We start from the raw sequence: 14,077 nt of genomic DNA, 5'->3' as shown, positions 1-14,077 counted from the left end.
TGCGCAAGGTGTGAAGTACGGGGGACATATGAAGCCGCTCGAAACGGGCGATCCCACCTCGCTCGGCGACGGCCGGTACCGGCTGGTGGGGCGGCTCGGCCAGGGGGGCATGGGCGTGGTCTACCTGGGCCGCTCCCAGTCCGGCCGTGCGGTCGCCGTCAAGGTCGTACGTCCCGAGCTGAGCACCGAGCCCGGGTTCAAGCGCAGGTTCGCCGACGAGGTCGCGGCCGCGCGGCGTGTCGGCGGCTTCCACACCGCGCCGGTGGTCGACGCCGACCCGGACGGCGATCCGGCGTGGCTGGTGACGGCCTTCGTACCCGGTCCCACCCTTCAAGCAGTACTCGCGCGCGTCGGATCGCTGCCCCTGGACACGCTCACCGTCCTGGCCGCCGGGCTGGCCGAGGCGCTGGAGGCGATCCACCGAGCGGGCGTCATCCACCGCGATCTCAAGCCCGCCAACATCATCGTCGCGGAGGACGGGCCGCGTGTCATCGATTTCGGCATCGCACGCGCTCTGGACGGAACGTCCCTGACCCAGACCGGCCTGCAGGTCGGCACGCCGGGATTCCTGGCACCCGAACAGCTCACCGGCGGTGGGGCGGTCACCCCTGCGGTCGACATGTTCGCTCTGGGGGTGGTGCTCACGCAGGCCGCGGGCGGCACCCCCTTCGGCGACGGCCCGTCCGCGGCCAGGCACTACAAGGTCGTCTACGAGGAGCCGGACCTGACCGCGGTGCCCGGTGAACTCCGCGAGGCCATCGCCGCCTGCCTGTCCAAGGACCCGGCTGCAAGACCCACCCCGGCCGCCTTCCTCGACGCTCTGACCGTCCGCCACCCGGACGGTGGCTCCTGGCTGCCGGAGGCGGCGACGCAGCTGCTGCCGCCCCCGGAGCCGGCGGTGCGTCCCACCACGCCGGACAGCCCGTCGGAAACCGCACCGGATCTCCCCGCACCGGATCTCCCCGTACCGGACGCCGCCCCGCCCGCTGTGGCGGAGCCCCGTACCGAGCAGTCGCGCACCGTGACCGGCCCCGCCGCGCGCCTCTCCCCCACCCCCGTCCCTGCGCAGGTGCCCCAGGTGCCCCAGTCGCAGCCGGTTTCGGGGAAGTCCCGGCGTCGCCGCGCAGTGGTGGCCGCGTTGCTCGTGACGTCGCTCGCGGCCGGCGGCCTGTTCGTGTGGCAGCCCTGGAAGGATTCGGCCCGGGACAACGCCAAGCCCCCCGCCACCACACCCACCGGATCCGCCCCCACCCCTGCCGCGTTCCCGGCCGATCCCCTGCTGATCCGGCAGGACACCGCCCCGGGCTGGCCCGGGACGTGCCACAGCGTCATCGCCCGCCGGGACGCCGCTGCGGAGAAGCCCGTGCAGCTCATCGCCGGGGGCGCAGGCGCGTGCGACACCTTGCCCCAGTGGTCCCCTGACCGCAGGTCGTTCGCGTTCACCCGCACCACCTCCGAGGGCACGGCCGTGTGGACCGCCAACGCCGACGGTTCGAACGCGCGGCGGATCACCTCCGTCGCCGGCGGCCGGGTGTCCTGGTCGCCGGACGGCAGCCGGCTCGCCGTGCTGCGCAACAAGGACGGCGTACAGCAGCTGTTCGTCGTCGGCGTCGCCGACGGCACGACTCGCCAGCTCACGTCGGGCCGGGGCCCGGTCGAGGATCCCGCGTGGTCACCGGACGGCAAGAGCATCGCGGTCTGCCTGCAGACAGAACCCGAGAACTGGCAGATCCACGTGGTCGACCCCGCCGACCCGAACCGCGCCCCGCAGCAGGTGACCCGGCTGCCCCATCCGGCACTCGACCCGGTGTGGTCACCCGACGGCACCACCTTCGCCTACACGGCCGGGACCTACGGCACGGGCACTCAGGGCGACATCCGCCTCGTGGCCGCCGACGGCAGTGCCGATCGTGAACTCGTCGCCACCGGCGCCCATGAGATGGACCCCGCCTGGTCCGCCGACGGCACCTGGGTGGCCTTCGTCCGCGGCCCGTACGAGAAGCCCGTGATCTGGGCCGCGCGCGCGGACAAGACCGGCGAGCGGACCCTCACCACCGGCGCTGCCGCCGAGGGGCATCCCTCCTGGCGCTGAGGCGTCCGAACGCCGACGGTACGGTCAGGGGCCGATGGTGCCCCTGACCGCGGTAGGGCCCTGCCCCGGGTGGGGGGAATCCTGCGCGCCGATCACGGCGGGGCAGGCAGCGTTGCGGCGGCCGGCAGCTCCTGGGCGGCGCGGGTGATGAAGCGGCGGGTGAGCTCCGGGTTCAGGGCCTGGGCCTGAACCCGGTCGAACATGGCGCCGTAGTGCCGCACGTCGGATCGTTTCTCCAGGTAGAGGTCGCTGGTGAAACGCTCCAGATAGACCGTCCCCGTGGCAGTGTCCGGGAAGTCGAGGATGGTGAACTGTCCCAAGATTCCAGGATGGGCTCCCGCGCTGTGCGGGAGGACCTGCACGGTGATGTGCGGCTGCTCGCCGAGGCGGTTCAGGTACTCGAGCTGCTCGCGCATGATCTCGGGGCTGCCGACCACTCGGCGCAGTGCTGATTCGTCCAGCACGACCTCCAGACGGATGGACCGGGCCGGGTGGTGGACGCGGGACTGACGGCGCAGCCGTACCTCAAGGCGCACGGCGATCTGCTCCTCCGTGGCGAGAGGGATCGTTTCCGCGATAACCGCTGACGCGTAGGCGGGTGTTTGCAGCAGGCCTGGGATCACCAGGGGTTCGTAGGAGCGAACAGCAGCGGCTGCGGTCTCCATGCCGATGTAGACGGCGTACGGCACTTTTCCGCAGGCGACCCACCAGCCTTGCCGGTTCGCTTCGCCGGCCATCTCCATCAACGAGTCGATGACTTGCTGGTCCCTGACGTGATACAGGCCGCACAAGTCCCGGACGTCGCGCGGGCTGATGGCACGGCGGCCGTTCTCCAAATGGCTGACCTTGGGCTGGGAGATCAACAGGTGTTGAGCCACCTGCGTGCTGGTCAGGCCGCGGGCCAGACGAAGTCGGCGCAGCTCCGCCCCCAGACGGCGTCGCCTGATGGTCGGGTTTCCGTTCACCGCCACGGGCGGTCTACCTCCGGTTCGGGACTGTCTGTCAGTCACGGAAATCGCCGCGGCCGGGCCCGGGTGAACGCATGCGCCGCGGAATGATCAACGGGCCCGCTCGAGTGTCACGTGGCGCCGGCTCAACGGCGTGCACAGCCCAAGCAGAATTCACCCGAATGCCACGCCCCTCCACCTATCCGACGGAAACGACTGCTTATCCGCCAAACCCGCTGCGGAGGCGTCGTCAGGGTTCCGGCGCCGGGCCCGCCTTCTGGGAGTGGCGCACCCACGACGCCGTCCATGGCGAGACCTCTTCCGGCTTCGGGCTCCGGCTGCGTCGGGTGGTGCGAGCCGGCCGCCGGGTGTCGCCGGAGACGAAAAGGGGCCGGAAGTCACCTGCGAATGAACTCACGCTCGATCAGACAGAACAGGCATCGCTCACCAATTCGACAAGGCCGGTGTTCGAGTTGCACAAAAATGGAGCGCACGCACCGCCGATCCAAGACGTATGAATTGCAGGAAGATCGATCGGCACGCCCACTCTCCACCCGGCTCCGGAAATCACCCTCCTGGCGGCACGTCTCACGCGCAGCCGGTTTCGACGCATATCCATATGAGCGGCTCCGCCTCGGGCGAGTTAATCCAGCCCCATCTGGGGGGAAATATCTCATGATACGCGCGGCGAGTCCTGATATTTTCATCGCGCTTCACCACGCCGAATATGTTTGTAATTCCCCCTCCTACCCGTTGCCTATTCTTGCCACTCGAATGTTGCTGCGTAATATGCGGCGACAACGACAAGGCTTCCCGGGCGATCGGACAGGAGCCCGGTATGCCACGGCCCCCACAGGAAGTGGCCCCCCTCGATGAAGCTGAATATCCAAGCGGCTCAGCGCCGCACTCTTTCCGGCTGGCTGGCCTCGGCCGTCGCCGTAACGGTTGCCGCTGTCATGGTCGCCGGATTGCCGACGCAGGCCCTGGCCATCGCGACAGCCGTGCCTCTGGGCACCACCGCCAGCTACTCCGTTCTTGCAGGTCAGGGAGTCACCAACACCGGCCCCACGGTGATCGACCACGACCTTGGGACGCACCCGAACCCGGCCATCACCGGATTCCCGCCCGGCCTGGTCCTCGGCGCCGTGCACCCTGCGGATGCCCAGGCCCTCCAGGCCAAGAGCGATCTGATCATCGCGTACAACAACGCGGCCGGCCAGGCCGAGGACTTCGACCTTCCGGCGGCCATCGGCTCGGGAACGTCCGGGCCCACAGAGCTCATTCCGGGCGTTTACACGAGAGACCCCGCAGGCAGTGTCGGACTCACCGGTGACCTGGTCCTGAATGCCGGGGGCAACCCCAACGCGGTCTGGGTGTTCCAGATTCCTGCGGCGCTGACGACGGCGACCTCCAGCCGGATCCTCCTCACGAACGGCGCTTCGCCGTGCAACGTGTTCTGGCAGATCGGGAGTTCGGCGGAGCTCAACACCAACACCACTTTCGTGGGCACCATCATGGCGCTGACTTCGATCTTCCTGCGCACCGGAACGAACATCGAAGGCCGGGCCCTGGCGCGCAACGGCGAAGTGACGATGGACAACAACCGGATCTTCCTCGGCGGGTGCTCCACCGGCGGAACGACCACGGGCACGACCACCGGCACGACGACCGGCACGACCACCGGTACCACCACCGGCGCGACGACCGGAACCACCGGAACCCCGACCGCCGGATCGACGACCGGTACGACCGTGGGTCTGATCGGGGGCGGCCTCCTGGGCGGACCGATCGTCGACCTCGTGTCCGGCGGCACCTCGGGGAACATCGCCGGCAACACCTCCGGAAACACCTCGGGCAACACGGCCGGCAACAGCACCGGTGGCAACACGACCGGCGGCAACACGACCGGCGGGACCATCACCGGGGGCAACGTCACCGGCGGCCACGGCGGTCGGCCCGGCGGTCCGGGCCACGGTGGACCGGGCGGCCCGGACCACGGCCTTGAGCACCACGGTCCGGAGCACGGCGGGCCGGGCAACGGGCACGACGAAGGACCCGGCAAGCCGGACCACCACCACGGCCACGGCCACGACGGGAAGCCCGGCGACCACTACGGCTACGGCAACAAGCCCGCGGGCCACGAGGGTCGCGAAGGCCACGAGGGCTAGGCAGAAGGCTGCACGAAGTCCGTTCATCGGATGACGGCGCGCGGCGGGATCCTCACCGAATCCGCCGCGCGCCGTCGGTGAGTCGCACAGAGCTCAGGCGAAACAGCAGACATGAGAAAGACCGGGTGGGCGGTGTCGAGCAGAACTGAATCTGCGGGCGTGAAGGAACTTCATCAGTCCGATTCCGGTCCGGTCCCCCAACAGCGCCATGACGAAGAGGCCATGCCGGGCGAGCGGACCAGGAGAGTTCGCGCAGTGAAAGCAGGGCTGCGCACCGCCGTAGTCCTCTGCCTGGTCACGACTCTGGTCCACGTCGTCCTGGTGTTCCTTCATGTGGCCCCCTCCAACCCTGTGTCGAAGCGGTACAGCGCGCAGGTCAACGGATGGGTGTTCCCGCTCTTCGAACAGAACTGGCGGCTCTTCGCCCCGGACCCCGACTCCTTCAACCGACAGATCCTGGCGAGAACCGCCCACACGGACTCCAAAGGATCGGTACAGGTGACCCCCTGGTTCGACCTGGCTGCCTTGGACCACTCCGCAGTCGACCACAACGTATTTCCGAGCCATACGTCCCAGAACCTCCTGCGCCGCGCCTGGACCTCCTACGTCGAGACACATGGAGGAAGCGACACGGCACGCTCGGAGCGGGCCGTGATGCTGCAGGCGTACCTGCGCAATATCGCTGCGGACCGCGTAGCCGCCCACAACGACGGCGGCACCTTCGACTTCATTCAGCTCCGGGTCGTCACGCTGCCCGTCGCTGCGCCCGGCACAGCGGCCGGGAACCGCCCGCCGGCACCCACCGAGGACCGGCTCCTACCCTGGTGGAAGGTGACCTCCCATGGGAAGTGAACAGATCTCCCAGCCCCCTTCCACGGCGGCCACACCGCACCGGCCCGCGGCTCGGGAGACCTCGGTCGCCGGCACGGCACACCGGTGGCTCCTCGACCGGATCGGTGCTCTGTGGGCGCTTCTCACCGACCGGCCGGTCTCCCTGTACGCCGCATCGGTTCTGCGCATCGGCTACGGGCTGCTCTATCTGGTCTTCCTGCTGCGCGAGTTCCCGCACCGTGACCAGATCTGGGGCCCCGGCTCCCCCTGGACACCGGCGCTGGCACAGCAGCTCTTCGACCAGACGGGCTGGAACAGCATCCTGATCCTGTCCGACAGCCGCGTCTACTTCGAACTCTGCTACGCGATGGCCCTCGTCACGTCCGCGCTGTTCATGCTGGGCTGGCGGACCCGGGCCATGTCCGTCCTCTTCGCCCTCGTGGTGACCTCGTTCCATGCCAGGTCGATCTTCATGACGGACGGGGGCGACAACCTGATCCTGCTGATGGCCCTCTACCTCGTCCTCACCGCGTGCGGTCGGCGCTGGTCCCTGGACGCACGCAGGAACCGGCTCAAGGCAGCCCGCGCGGGCGACGCCGCGGAGCCCGTGAGGAGCCCCTTCGTACAACAACTCCACGATGCTCGTGCCACCTTGACCACGGTGGCGCACAACTGCGGCATCCTCGTCATCGCGGCACAGGTCTGCTTCCTCTACGGATCGGCCGGCCTGTACAAGATCCAGGGCCCGACCTGGGGCGGCGGCACCGCTCTCCACTACGCGCTGAACCTCGAACTCTTCCAGCCCTGGCCCGCGCTCTCCCACTTCGTGGACCAGTATCCGATGGTGATCGCGATCGCCAGCTACGTGACGGTGCTCTTGCAGGTCGCCTTCCCGTTCGTACTCTTCGGCAGGCTCAAGTACCCCGTTCTGACCGTGCTGCTGGGCATGCACATCGGCATCGCGGTGCTCCTGGGACTGCCCCTCTTCTCCGGCGCGATGATCGTTGCGGACGCCGTGTTCCTTCCCGACCGCTTCTACGCCTTCCTGCCGCGCCTGTGGCGACGCACAGGACGGCGCGCAGAGGCATGGCGGCCGGGAACCGGCCGAGCGGCGGGATCCGCATCGGTGCCTGCGCAGGGCAGGCCCGGCGAAGCCGGCTCGGCGCATGGGCCCACCCCGGCAGGGCAGCGGGGCACGTCGCTCGCCACCGGGCGCACGTCCGACTCCGCAGCACCCTGATCGGCCGCAGGCCACATCGCCGCGTGGATCTTCAGCGGCTCAGCGCGTCGATCCCCGCCAGCTCCTCCTCGGACAGCGGTCCCCCGTGCAGCGCGCCGAGGTTCTGGTCCAGTTGGCGCATGCTGCTCGCCCCGATGATCACCGACACCACCCGGGGGTCGCGCAGCACCCAGGAGATCGCCAGTTGCGCCAGGCTCTGTCCGCGTCGCTCCGCCAGCTCGCCCAGGGCCCGCAGCCGCTCCAGCTTGGTGTCGGTCAGCGCCTCCTCCTTGAGGAAGTGCCCGACAGACATGCGCGACCCGGCGGGAACCTCGCCAGCAAGGTAGCGGCTCGTCAGAAGGCCCTGTGCGAGCGGCGAGTAGGCGATCAGGCCGGTACGGGTGTCACCGACCGCGTCCAGCAGTCCGTCCTCGGGGGTGCGGTCGAGGATGGAGTAGCGGGCCTGGTTCAGCAGGGCCGGGGTTCCCAGCTCCCGCAGGATCGCCACCGCCTCGCGATGCTGCTCGGCCGGGTAGTTGGAGATGCCGGCATACAGGGCCCTGCCAGAGCGCACCGCTGCGTTCAGCGCCCCCATGGTCTCCTCGAGCGGGGTCTCGGGATCGTAGCGGTGCGAATAGAACACGTCCACGTACTCCAGGCCCATCCGCGTCAGTGACTGGTCCAGACTCGCCAGCAGGTACTTCCGGCTGCCGCCGTCCCCGTACGGACCGGGCCACATGTCGTAGCCCGCTTTGGAGGCGATGAACAGCTCGTCGCGGTACGGCCGGAAGTCCTGCGCCAAGAGACGGCCGAAGTTGCGCTCCGCGCTCCCGTATGGCGGGCCGTAGTTGTTGGCCAGGTCGAAGTGACGTGACGCCCTGGTCGAAGGCCCGGCGCAGCACCGCCCGCTGCACTTCCAGCGGGTTGCCGTCACCGAAGTTGTGCCACAGGCCCAGCGAGACGACGGGCAACCGCACGCCGCCCCGTCCGGCTCGGCAACGACTACGTGCGTGGGGGCGACGAGGCCGACGCCTGCCGCGCCGACCTGGGCGACAGCGTCACCGAATGCCCGTGACCCGCCCGCGGGGGCCGGGTCGGCCGCATGCTGTGCCACCCACGACGAACGCGTCCTGACGACGAGGGAGACACACGAACATGACAGCGCGACACATCTGCGGGTTGGTCACCGCGGGAGCAGTTCTGTGCGCCGCGTGGGGCGGCACCGCCGCCTCGGCGGCACCACTCGCCTCCGGGCCGCGGCACCCGGCGGGCGCCACGGTCGTCGAGATGTCAGGAGGCACGCTGCTCGTCACCGCCGGTCAGGGGGTGGACAACGACATCACCATCCGCCGCCAGGGCGACATCGTCCTCGTCTCGGACACCGCTGCCGAGATACGCTCCTCGGCCCCCTGCGAACCCCGTACACCGGGCACCGTGGCCTGCCCGCTCCCCACGGACGTGCAGGCACGCGGCCAGGACGGCGACGACGCCATCACGGTCTCCCCCAACGTCGACGCCCCGGCCACCCTGTACGGAGGCGGCGGCAAGGACCGGCTCAACGGCGGCCCGCACGCCGACCGCCTCGTCGGCGATGAACCGGCCGGAGCCGCCGGCCTCACGGCAGCGACCCCCGGCAACGACACCATCAACGGCGGCCCGGGGAACGACACCCTCCTCGGCCTGGGCGGCAACGACACCATCAGCGGCGGGCCGGGGAACGACACCCTCAACGGGAACGAGGGCAACGACACCCTCGTCGCCACCGACGGCGTGAACGCCAACACCAGCCTCGACGGCGGTCCCGCGTTCGACTCCTGCACCCGCGACACCGGCGACCCGATGGTCAACTGCCCCTGATGACAAGGCCTGGTGTGCGCCTCCGCCGGAACGGAGGCGCACACAGGCCCGTTCGTGACCGGCCGCTTCGCGGACGGACCTGCCGTTCAGCGCACGCCGAGTGTGCCGAGGGAGGCGCTGACGCGGGCCTTCACCGCGCCGTTCACCGGGAACCGTCGGCCTCGGGTCTCCGTTCCGGTCACGTTCCATGTCGCCGTTATGGTCGCGCTGGAGGGCCTCGGGCAGGGCGAACTCCAAGCGTGCCGGCCGACCCGGAAGGGATCCGGCGGCAGGATCGTGGGCCGCCGAATTCCGGCAGTCGGACGCGACACCGGCGCTCAGGACAGCAGGCCGGCGCATCGGGCTGACTTCCGCGTACCGGCGAAACGGGCGAAACCGGTGGTGACCAGCCCGAAGCAGGCGAGGCCGTGGCCGCCGGCCCGGGCCACGGGCACCCTTGCTTGGCGCGCCGGGCCCGGTGCGGTGGCCACCGCCAGATTCCGCCCCCACTCGGCAGCCCTCGCATAGCCGGCATCCGGACGGTAGCCCCAGATGTCGAACTCGGTCACAGCAGACTCCCTTCCTCACGCTCACCCCGCCGGCTTCAGTGGCCCAAGGCCCGCTTCAGCTCTGCCTTGTCCATCTTCGAACGGCCCTCGATCCCCTTCTGCTTGGCCTCGTTGTACAGCTGCTCCTTGGTGGGGCCCTGAGAGCCGCGGTGGGAGCGCTGACCGCCGCGCTTGGAGGACGACATGTCCTGGACGGAGGACCGGGAGGCGGTCTTCGACTCGCCGGAGCGGGCGCGTTCCTTGTTCACGGTGCGGGCGGCGATCTCCTTGGCGCGCTTCGGGCTCTCGCCGCGATCCTCGGCGCTTTCCTTGATGTGCTCGTACTGCCGTTCCCGCTTCGGGCTGGAACCACGGGGCATGACAACCCTCCTCGGCTCGTAGTGGGTTCCGGGCATCCGTGCTGCCCCTTCCCGCCCCCGGTCATGTCATTGCGCGCACTCGCGCCTCCCCTCGTCCGGGTGCGCCGGCAGCGGTGCTCCGGCCTTCCTGCGCGTCCGCTCCCTGCCGGCACGTTCCACGCGGGCGGGGTCGGCGGGTGGGCCGGTGCCGGGACCGGTCCGGGACGGGACTCCCGGCGGGCGACCGTGCTCGTCCACGGCCGCTCCCTCATCGGGAAGCAGCTTCGGGCGCGGGTCCTGCTTCTTGGCGTTCATGATCGACCTACTCTCCCATCAGCGCGCCCACCACCCACAGGACAGGGGCCCGGTCGGATGCCACATGTGCAGTGACGCGGTGGCGTACTTCCCAGTCATGGGATCACCTGCCTTCTGCGCATGCGCTCAGGTGAGGAGTGAGCGGGTGTCGGTGAGGTCCAGGAGCCGCTCGACCCGGCGCCCGGCAGCCGTGATGTGCAGACCACGTCCGGCTCGCAGGGCCGCACGGCGGGCGGCCAGGAGGGTGTTGAGGCCTGCGCAGTCGCAGAAGGCCACGCGCTGCAAGTCCAGGAGGATGGTGGCTCGGTGGGAGACGACGGCGGCCAGGAGCACCTGGCGGAGGAACGTGGCGTTGTGGAAGTCGATCTCACCGCGCGCCACGACCTGGACCGTCCCGGGTTGCGGTCCGGGGATGACCTCGATTTCCAGGCCGACCTCTTCCGGGGGACGGAGACGGCGGTCGGACACGATGGCGGTCATGCCTGCCTCCCCATACGTTCTGGGGTTTTTTCCGCTTCCAACAGCATCGTCGACATTCGGACGACCTGCGTCAATAAAAGAGCGAAAAACGGGACGTATATACAACCAGGGAGCAAACTGGAGCCATAAGGATCGACCACCACCCCGTGCCAGCCACTTCGGGCAGGAGCGACCCGCACCGGTCCCGGGCCGACCGGGTCGGGTCAGGCAGCGTGCTCGGGCTGGCGCAGTTCGGCCTGGCCGAAGAGGAGGGCGTAGCCGCCGGGCAGTTGGCGGAGGATGCGGGCGAGGAGGTCGGGGCCGGCGAGGCGGGCGACGACGGCGAGCACGGCGCCGGTGTCCCAGCGGGCGATGGCCGGGCTGGTGCCGGTGCGGGTGGCCATGTCCTTGACGAAGCTCCAGCCGGTGCGCTGTTCGGTCTCGGGGATCTGGGCGGTCAGGGCGAGGGCGGCTTCGACGGGCAGGCACTGGGCGAGGTCGACGCGTTCTTCGCCGGTGACTTGCCGGCCGAGGGCGGCCAGGACAGTGCGGACGGCTCCCTCGGCGCGCTCGCGGGTGGGGTAGGCGCCTTCGTAGCGCACGCGTTCCAGCATCTGGTCGAACGTCATGGCCATGGCGGGCAGGTTCGCTCGAGGCTGTTCGTACATGGTGCTGCGGCTTTCTCTTGCAGGGCCGCCGGTGAGGGCGGGCGGCGTCAGGTGGGCTGGGGGTGACCGAAGAGGAGGCCGTAGCCGGGGGGCAGCTGGAGCAGGACCTCGCGCGTGAGGGCGTCTCCCGCCGCCGCGGCCACGGTGGACAGGACCGCGCCGATGTCCCACAGGGCCGTCGTCTCGGTGGCACCCTCGATCCAGGCCGCGGTCGCACGGACGAACCGTTCGGGCGTGAGCGGTTCGGCGGCCTGCAGGGGGTTGAGGAGGATCAGGGCGTAGGTCTCGGGGAGTCGGGCGGCGAGCTCGGCCCGCACGGTGCCGACGAGGTGCGCGCCCAGCAGCGCCAGGACGACGCGGGCTACGCGTTCGGCTTCCTCCCGAGTCCGGTACTCGCCGCGTTCCTGGACATGGTCCAGGAACGCGTCCCGGCGCATCGACATCTCACGTCACCTCCGTGGGAGGGGCGAAAGGGGAAGGGGTGCGGAGGACGGGGTGCCGGAGGGGGATCGGGTTCCCCGTCCTCCGCCGCCGGTGCAGGCCTGGTCAGCCGGAGATCTGCTTGCGGCCGGACTCGCCGCCGATGGCGATCTTCCGCGGCTTGGCGCGCTCGGCGATCGGGATCCGCAGGGTCAGGACACCCGCGTCGTAGTCGGCTTCGATGTGCTCGGTGTCGAGGGTGTCGGCCAGCATGACCTGGCGGGAGAAGACGCCGAGGGGCCGCTCGGAGAGCTCCATCTGTACGCCGTCGGACTTCCCCGCGGGCCGGCGCTCGGCCTTCACCGTGAGCATGTTCCGCTCGACGTCGATGTCGATCGCCTCGGTGCTGACTCCGGGGAGGTCGAAGGCGATGACGTACGTGTCGCCCTGGCGGTAGGCGTCCATGGGCATCACGGACGGCTTCGACCAGGTCCCGGACGTACCCGAGAGCTGCTGGACGATGCGGTCCATCTCGCGGAACGGGTCGGTGCGCATCAACATCGCGAAACACCTCCAGTTGGTTCAGGCAGAAACTGCCAATGCGCTTCAACGTGCCTCCGTTGTAACATGTCGTCGGAACGATGACAAGTAAGACGTCACTGGAAGGATGACGCCACCCCATGGCAACGAAACGACGACATTCTGGAGATGGTGTCATGAGCGAGCCGCCGTCGCCCGAGCCGGTCCGCTTCACGGCTGCCGCCGCAGCCCTGGAGATCATCAGCAAGGCCGTGGCAGACACCCGACAGCCCACCGCGGACACCCCGGAGGAGCGGACCGCAGCCGTACCGGCCGCGGGGCCCCACCCCGCCTTGGCCGCTCTGCTGATGCTGCGCGAGGTCCGGGAGCAGCTCGCCGGCTGGGAGAGCGTGCTGATCGAGACCGCCCGCGGCCAGGGCGCCAGCTGGGCCGAGCTCGCCGGGCCGCTCGGGGTCGCCAGCCGCCAGGCCGCCGAACGCCGCTACCTCCGGCTGCGCCCCGGAGCGGCGGGAAGCACGGGCGAACAGCGCGTCCAGGCGACCCGCGACTCGCGGGCCGCCGACCGCACCGTCACCGCCTGGGCCCGCGACAACGCGGCCGACCTACGGCGCCTTGCAGGACAGGTCACCTCCCTCACCGGCCTTCCCGCCGACGCCGAGGGAGCCGTCGGCGAACTCAACCTGGCACTCGCCGACAACGACGCCGCCCGCCTCGTCGGCCCTCTGGCCGGCACCCGGCCCCACCTGGGGCCGGACGACAGCGAACTCGCCGACCGCATCGACGCCATGACCCGCCACGCCGACCGGCTCCGCCAGGACAGCAACGACCAACGCAACACATGAACGCCGCAACCACCCGTGCTGATGGCCCGTCCCGCCGTGCTCGACGGCCTCGTGCGCGGCCACGGGGCACCAAAGCCGAGTGACCGCCTCGCCGGACAGGGCGGACGCAGCAGGCACTGGTACGCCTCCCGAACGGCGGGCACCACCGTGAATGGCGGGATACGTCATGACCATCGGGGTAGCCGGACCACATGGACACCAACACCAAAACCACGCCGCTGCGCGCTGTCGCGCTGGTCTGCACGCTTTCCCCGTCGCCGAAACCGTCCAGCTCGCAGTTGCTGGCCGAGCAGACCATGGCCGCCCTCGCCGATCACGGCGTCACCGGCAAGGTGATCCGGATCGCCGACCACGACGTCAAGCCGGGCGTCGGGGTCGACATGGGCGGAGGGGATGCGTGGCCGGAGATCCGGGACACGGTCCTGGGCTGCGACATCCTGGTCCTGTCCACGCCGATCTGGCTCGGCCATCCCTCCAGCACCGCCCAGCGGGTGCTGGAGCGCCTGAACGCGGAGCTCGGCGAGAGCGACGACGAGGGCCGCCCGCTCACCTACGGCAAGGTCGCCGCGGTCTGTGTCGTCGGCAACGAGGACGGCGCCCACCACGTCAGCGCCGACCTGTTCCAGGGCCTCAACGACGTCGGCTTCTCCCTAGCCCCGAACGCGGTCACCTACTGGGTCGGCGAGGCCATGCAGGGCACCGACTACCAGGACCTCGACAAGACCCCCGAGAAGACCGCCGCCACGACGGCCACCCTCGCCGCGAACACCGCCCACCTCGCCCGGCGCCTCAAGGCCGCGTCGTACCCGCCCTCTTCCTGACCGTCGCCGCAC

At 70.0% G+C, this 14,077-nt stretch carries 14 protein-coding genes and 1 pseudogene; 7 read left to right on the top strand and 8 right to left on the bottom strand.

Annotated features, from left to right (window positions below):
• Positions 1 to 28 precede the first annotated feature (28 nt).
• Positions 29 to 2,092, top strand: a complete 2,064-nt coding sequence (locus OHA91_RS37970; RefSeq protein WP_051893339.1) for a protein kinase domain-containing protein — start codon at positions 29 to 31, stop codon at positions 2,090 to 2,092.
• Positions 2,093 to 2,184: 92 nt separating this feature from the next.
• On the opposite strand, the gene OHA91_RS37965 is transcribed toward OHA91_RS37970, so the two are convergent.
• Complete coding sequence (locus OHA91_RS37965; RefSeq protein ID WP_328740928.1) at positions 2,185 to 3,063, bottom strand: helix-turn-helix domain-containing protein; 879 nt, start codon at positions 3,061 to 3,063, stop codon at positions 2,185 to 2,187.
• A gap of 848 nt (positions 3,064 to 3,911) precedes the next feature.
• On the opposite strand from OHA91_RS37965, the gene OHA91_RS37960 reads away from it, so the two are divergent.
• The 3 genes from OHA91_RS37960 to OHA91_RS37950 all read left to right on the top strand — a co-directional run bounded on the left by OHA91_RS37960 (position 3,912) and on the right by OHA91_RS37950 (position 7,278).
• Entirely contained in the window at positions 3,912 to 5,207 is a 1,296-nt protein-coding gene (locus tag OHA91_RS37960; protein WP_031153609.1) for an ice-binding family protein, read from the top strand.
• Positions 5,208 to 5,318: 111 nt separating this feature from the next.
• Positions 5,319 to 6,059: a DUF5819 family protein gene (locus tag OHA91_RS37955; RefSeq protein ID WP_266504482.1), complete on the top strand. Its 741-nt coding sequence runs from the start codon at positions 5,319 to 5,321 to the stop codon at positions 6,057 to 6,059.
• A complete protein-coding gene (locus OHA91_RS37950; RefSeq protein ID WP_328740927.1) occupies positions 6,049 to 7,278 on the top strand; it encodes an HTTM domain-containing protein in 1,230 nt (409 codons plus the stop codon). Before OHA91_RS37955 ends, OHA91_RS37950 begins: the two co-directional genes overlap by 11 nt.
• A 31-nt stretch (positions 7,279 to 7,309) precedes the next feature.
• On the opposite strand, the pseudogene OHA91_RS37945 reads toward OHA91_RS37950, so the two are convergent.
• Positions 7,310 to 8,252, bottom strand: a pseudogene (locus OHA91_RS37945) (aldo/keto reductase); the annotation flags it as partial.
• A 160-nt stretch (positions 8,253 to 8,412) separates the two neighbouring features.
• On the opposite strand from OHA91_RS37945, the gene OHA91_RS37940 reads away from it, so the two are divergent.
• Positions 8,413 to 9,114 carry a calcium-binding protein gene (locus OHA91_RS37940; protein WP_328740926.1) on the top strand — a complete coding sequence of 234 codons (702 nt, stop codon included), beginning with the start codon at positions 8,413 to 8,415 and terminating at the stop codon, positions 9,112 to 9,114.
• Positions 9,115 to 9,431: 317 nt separating this feature from the next.
• On the opposite strand, the gene OHA91_RS37935 is transcribed toward OHA91_RS37940, so the two are convergent.
• From OHA91_RS37935 to OHA91_RS37910, 6 genes are all read right to left on the bottom strand, one after another.
• A complete protein-coding gene (locus OHA91_RS37935; protein WP_328740925.1) occupies positions 9,432 to 9,662 on the bottom strand; it encodes a hypothetical protein in 231 nt (76 codons plus the stop codon).
• A 35-nt stretch (positions 9,663 to 9,697) separates the two neighbouring features.
• On the bottom strand, positions 9,698 to 10,021 hold the full coding sequence (locus OHA91_RS37930) for a hypothetical protein (protein WP_031153620.1): 324 nt from the start codon (positions 10,019 to 10,021) through the stop codon (positions 9,698 to 9,700).
• A 420-nt stretch (positions 10,022 to 10,441) separates the two neighbouring features.
• Complete coding sequence (locus OHA91_RS37925) at positions 10,442 to 10,795, bottom strand: STAS domain-containing protein (RefSeq protein ID WP_328740923.1); 354 nt, start codon at positions 10,793 to 10,795, stop codon at positions 10,442 to 10,444.
• A gap of 203 nt (positions 10,796 to 10,998) precedes the next feature.
• Positions 10,999 to 11,442 carry a DUF2267 domain-containing protein gene (locus tag OHA91_RS37920; protein ID WP_031153622.1) on the bottom strand — a complete coding sequence of 148 codons (444 nt, stop codon included), beginning with the start codon at positions 11,440 to 11,442 and terminating at the stop codon, positions 10,999 to 11,001.
• A 47-nt stretch (positions 11,443 to 11,489) separates the two neighbouring features.
• On the bottom strand, positions 11,490 to 11,885 hold the full coding sequence (locus OHA91_RS37915; protein ID WP_031153623.1) for a DUF2267 domain-containing protein: 396 nt from the start codon (positions 11,883 to 11,885) through the stop codon (positions 11,490 to 11,492).
• Between the two features lie 103 nt (positions 11,886 to 11,988).
• The gene (locus OHA91_RS37910; RefSeq protein WP_031153625.1) at positions 11,989 to 12,423 is read right to left on the bottom strand and encodes an Hsp20/alpha crystallin family protein; all 435 of its coding nucleotides are present in this window, start codon (positions 12,421 to 12,423) and stop codon (positions 11,989 to 11,991) included.
• Positions 12,424 to 12,578: 155 nt separating this feature from the next.
• Here OHA91_RS37910 and OHA91_RS37905 point away from each other — a divergent pair, with 155 nt between their 5' ends.
• Together OHA91_RS37905 and OHA91_RS37900 are read left to right on the top strand one after the other, a co-directional pair.
• Positions 12,579 to 13,244, top strand: a complete 666-nt coding sequence (locus tag OHA91_RS37905) for a hypothetical protein (RefSeq protein WP_031153627.1) — start codon at positions 12,579 to 12,581, stop codon at positions 13,242 to 13,244.
• A gap of 191 nt (positions 13,245 to 13,435) precedes the next feature.
• Positions 13,436 to 14,065 (top strand): flavodoxin family protein, encoded by a 630-nt coding sequence (locus OHA91_RS37900; RefSeq protein ID WP_031153629.1) that lies wholly within the window; start codon positions 13,436 to 13,438, stop codon positions 14,063 to 14,065.
• The last annotated feature ends 12 nt before the right edge of the window (positions 14,066 to 14,077 follow it).

The organism is Streptomyces erythrochromogenes, assembly GCF_036170895.1.
Taxonomy (GTDB): domain Bacteria; phylum Actinomycetota; class Actinomycetes; order Streptomycetales; family Streptomycetaceae; genus Streptomyces; species Streptomyces erythrochromogenes.
Note: the sequence above shows the minus strand (reverse complement) of the source record. Positions and strands in the feature narration are given on the sequence as shown.

Excerpts from the sequence above, each read along its gene's own strand:
- OHA91_RS37950 (WP_328740927.1), top strand. The coding sequence starts at position 6,049 with ATGGGAAGTGAACAGATCTCCCAGCCCCCTTCCACGGCGGCCACACCG.
- OHA91_RS37930 (WP_031153620.1), bottom strand. The coding sequence starts at position 10,021 with ATGCCCCGTGGTTCCAGCCCGAAGCGGGAACGGCAGTACGAGCACATC.
- OHA91_RS37915 (WP_031153623.1), bottom strand. The coding sequence starts at position 11,885 with ATGTCGATGCGCCGGGACGCGTTCCTGGACCATGTCCAGGAACGCGGC.
- OHA91_RS37900 (WP_031153629.1), top strand. The coding sequence starts at position 13,436 with ATGGACACCAACACCAAAACCACGCCGCTGCGCGCTGTCGCGCTGGTC.
- OHA91_RS37910 (WP_031153625.1), bottom strand. The coding sequence starts at position 12,423 with ATGTTGATGCGCACCGACCCGTTCCGCGAGATGGACCGCATCGTCCAG.
- OHA91_RS37960 (WP_031153609.1), top strand. The coding sequence starts at position 3,912 with ATGAAGCTGAATATCCAAGCGGCTCAGCGCCGCACTCTTTCCGGCTGG.
- OHA91_RS37925 (WP_328740923.1), bottom strand. The coding sequence starts at position 10,795 with ATGACCGCCATCGTGTCCGACCGCCGTCTCCGTCCCCCGGAAGAGGTC.
- OHA91_RS37955 (WP_266504482.1), top strand. The coding sequence starts at position 5,319 with ATGAGAAAGACCGGGTGGGCGGTGTCGAGCAGAACTGAATCTGCGGGC.
- OHA91_RS37970 (WP_051893339.1), top strand. The coding sequence starts at position 29 with ATGAAGCCGCTCGAAACGGGCGATCCCACCTCGCTCGGCGACGGCCGG.
- OHA91_RS37940 (WP_328740926.1), top strand. The coding sequence starts at position 8,413 with ATGACAGCGCGACACATCTGCGGGTTGGTCACCGCGGGAGCAGTTCTG.
- OHA91_RS37920 (WP_031153622.1), bottom strand. The coding sequence starts at position 11,442 with ATGTACGAACAGCCTCGAGCGAACCTGCCCGCCATGGCCATGACGTTC.
- OHA91_RS37905 (WP_031153627.1), top strand. The coding sequence starts at position 12,579 with ATGAGCGAGCCGCCGTCGCCCGAGCCGGTCCGCTTCACGGCTGCCGCC.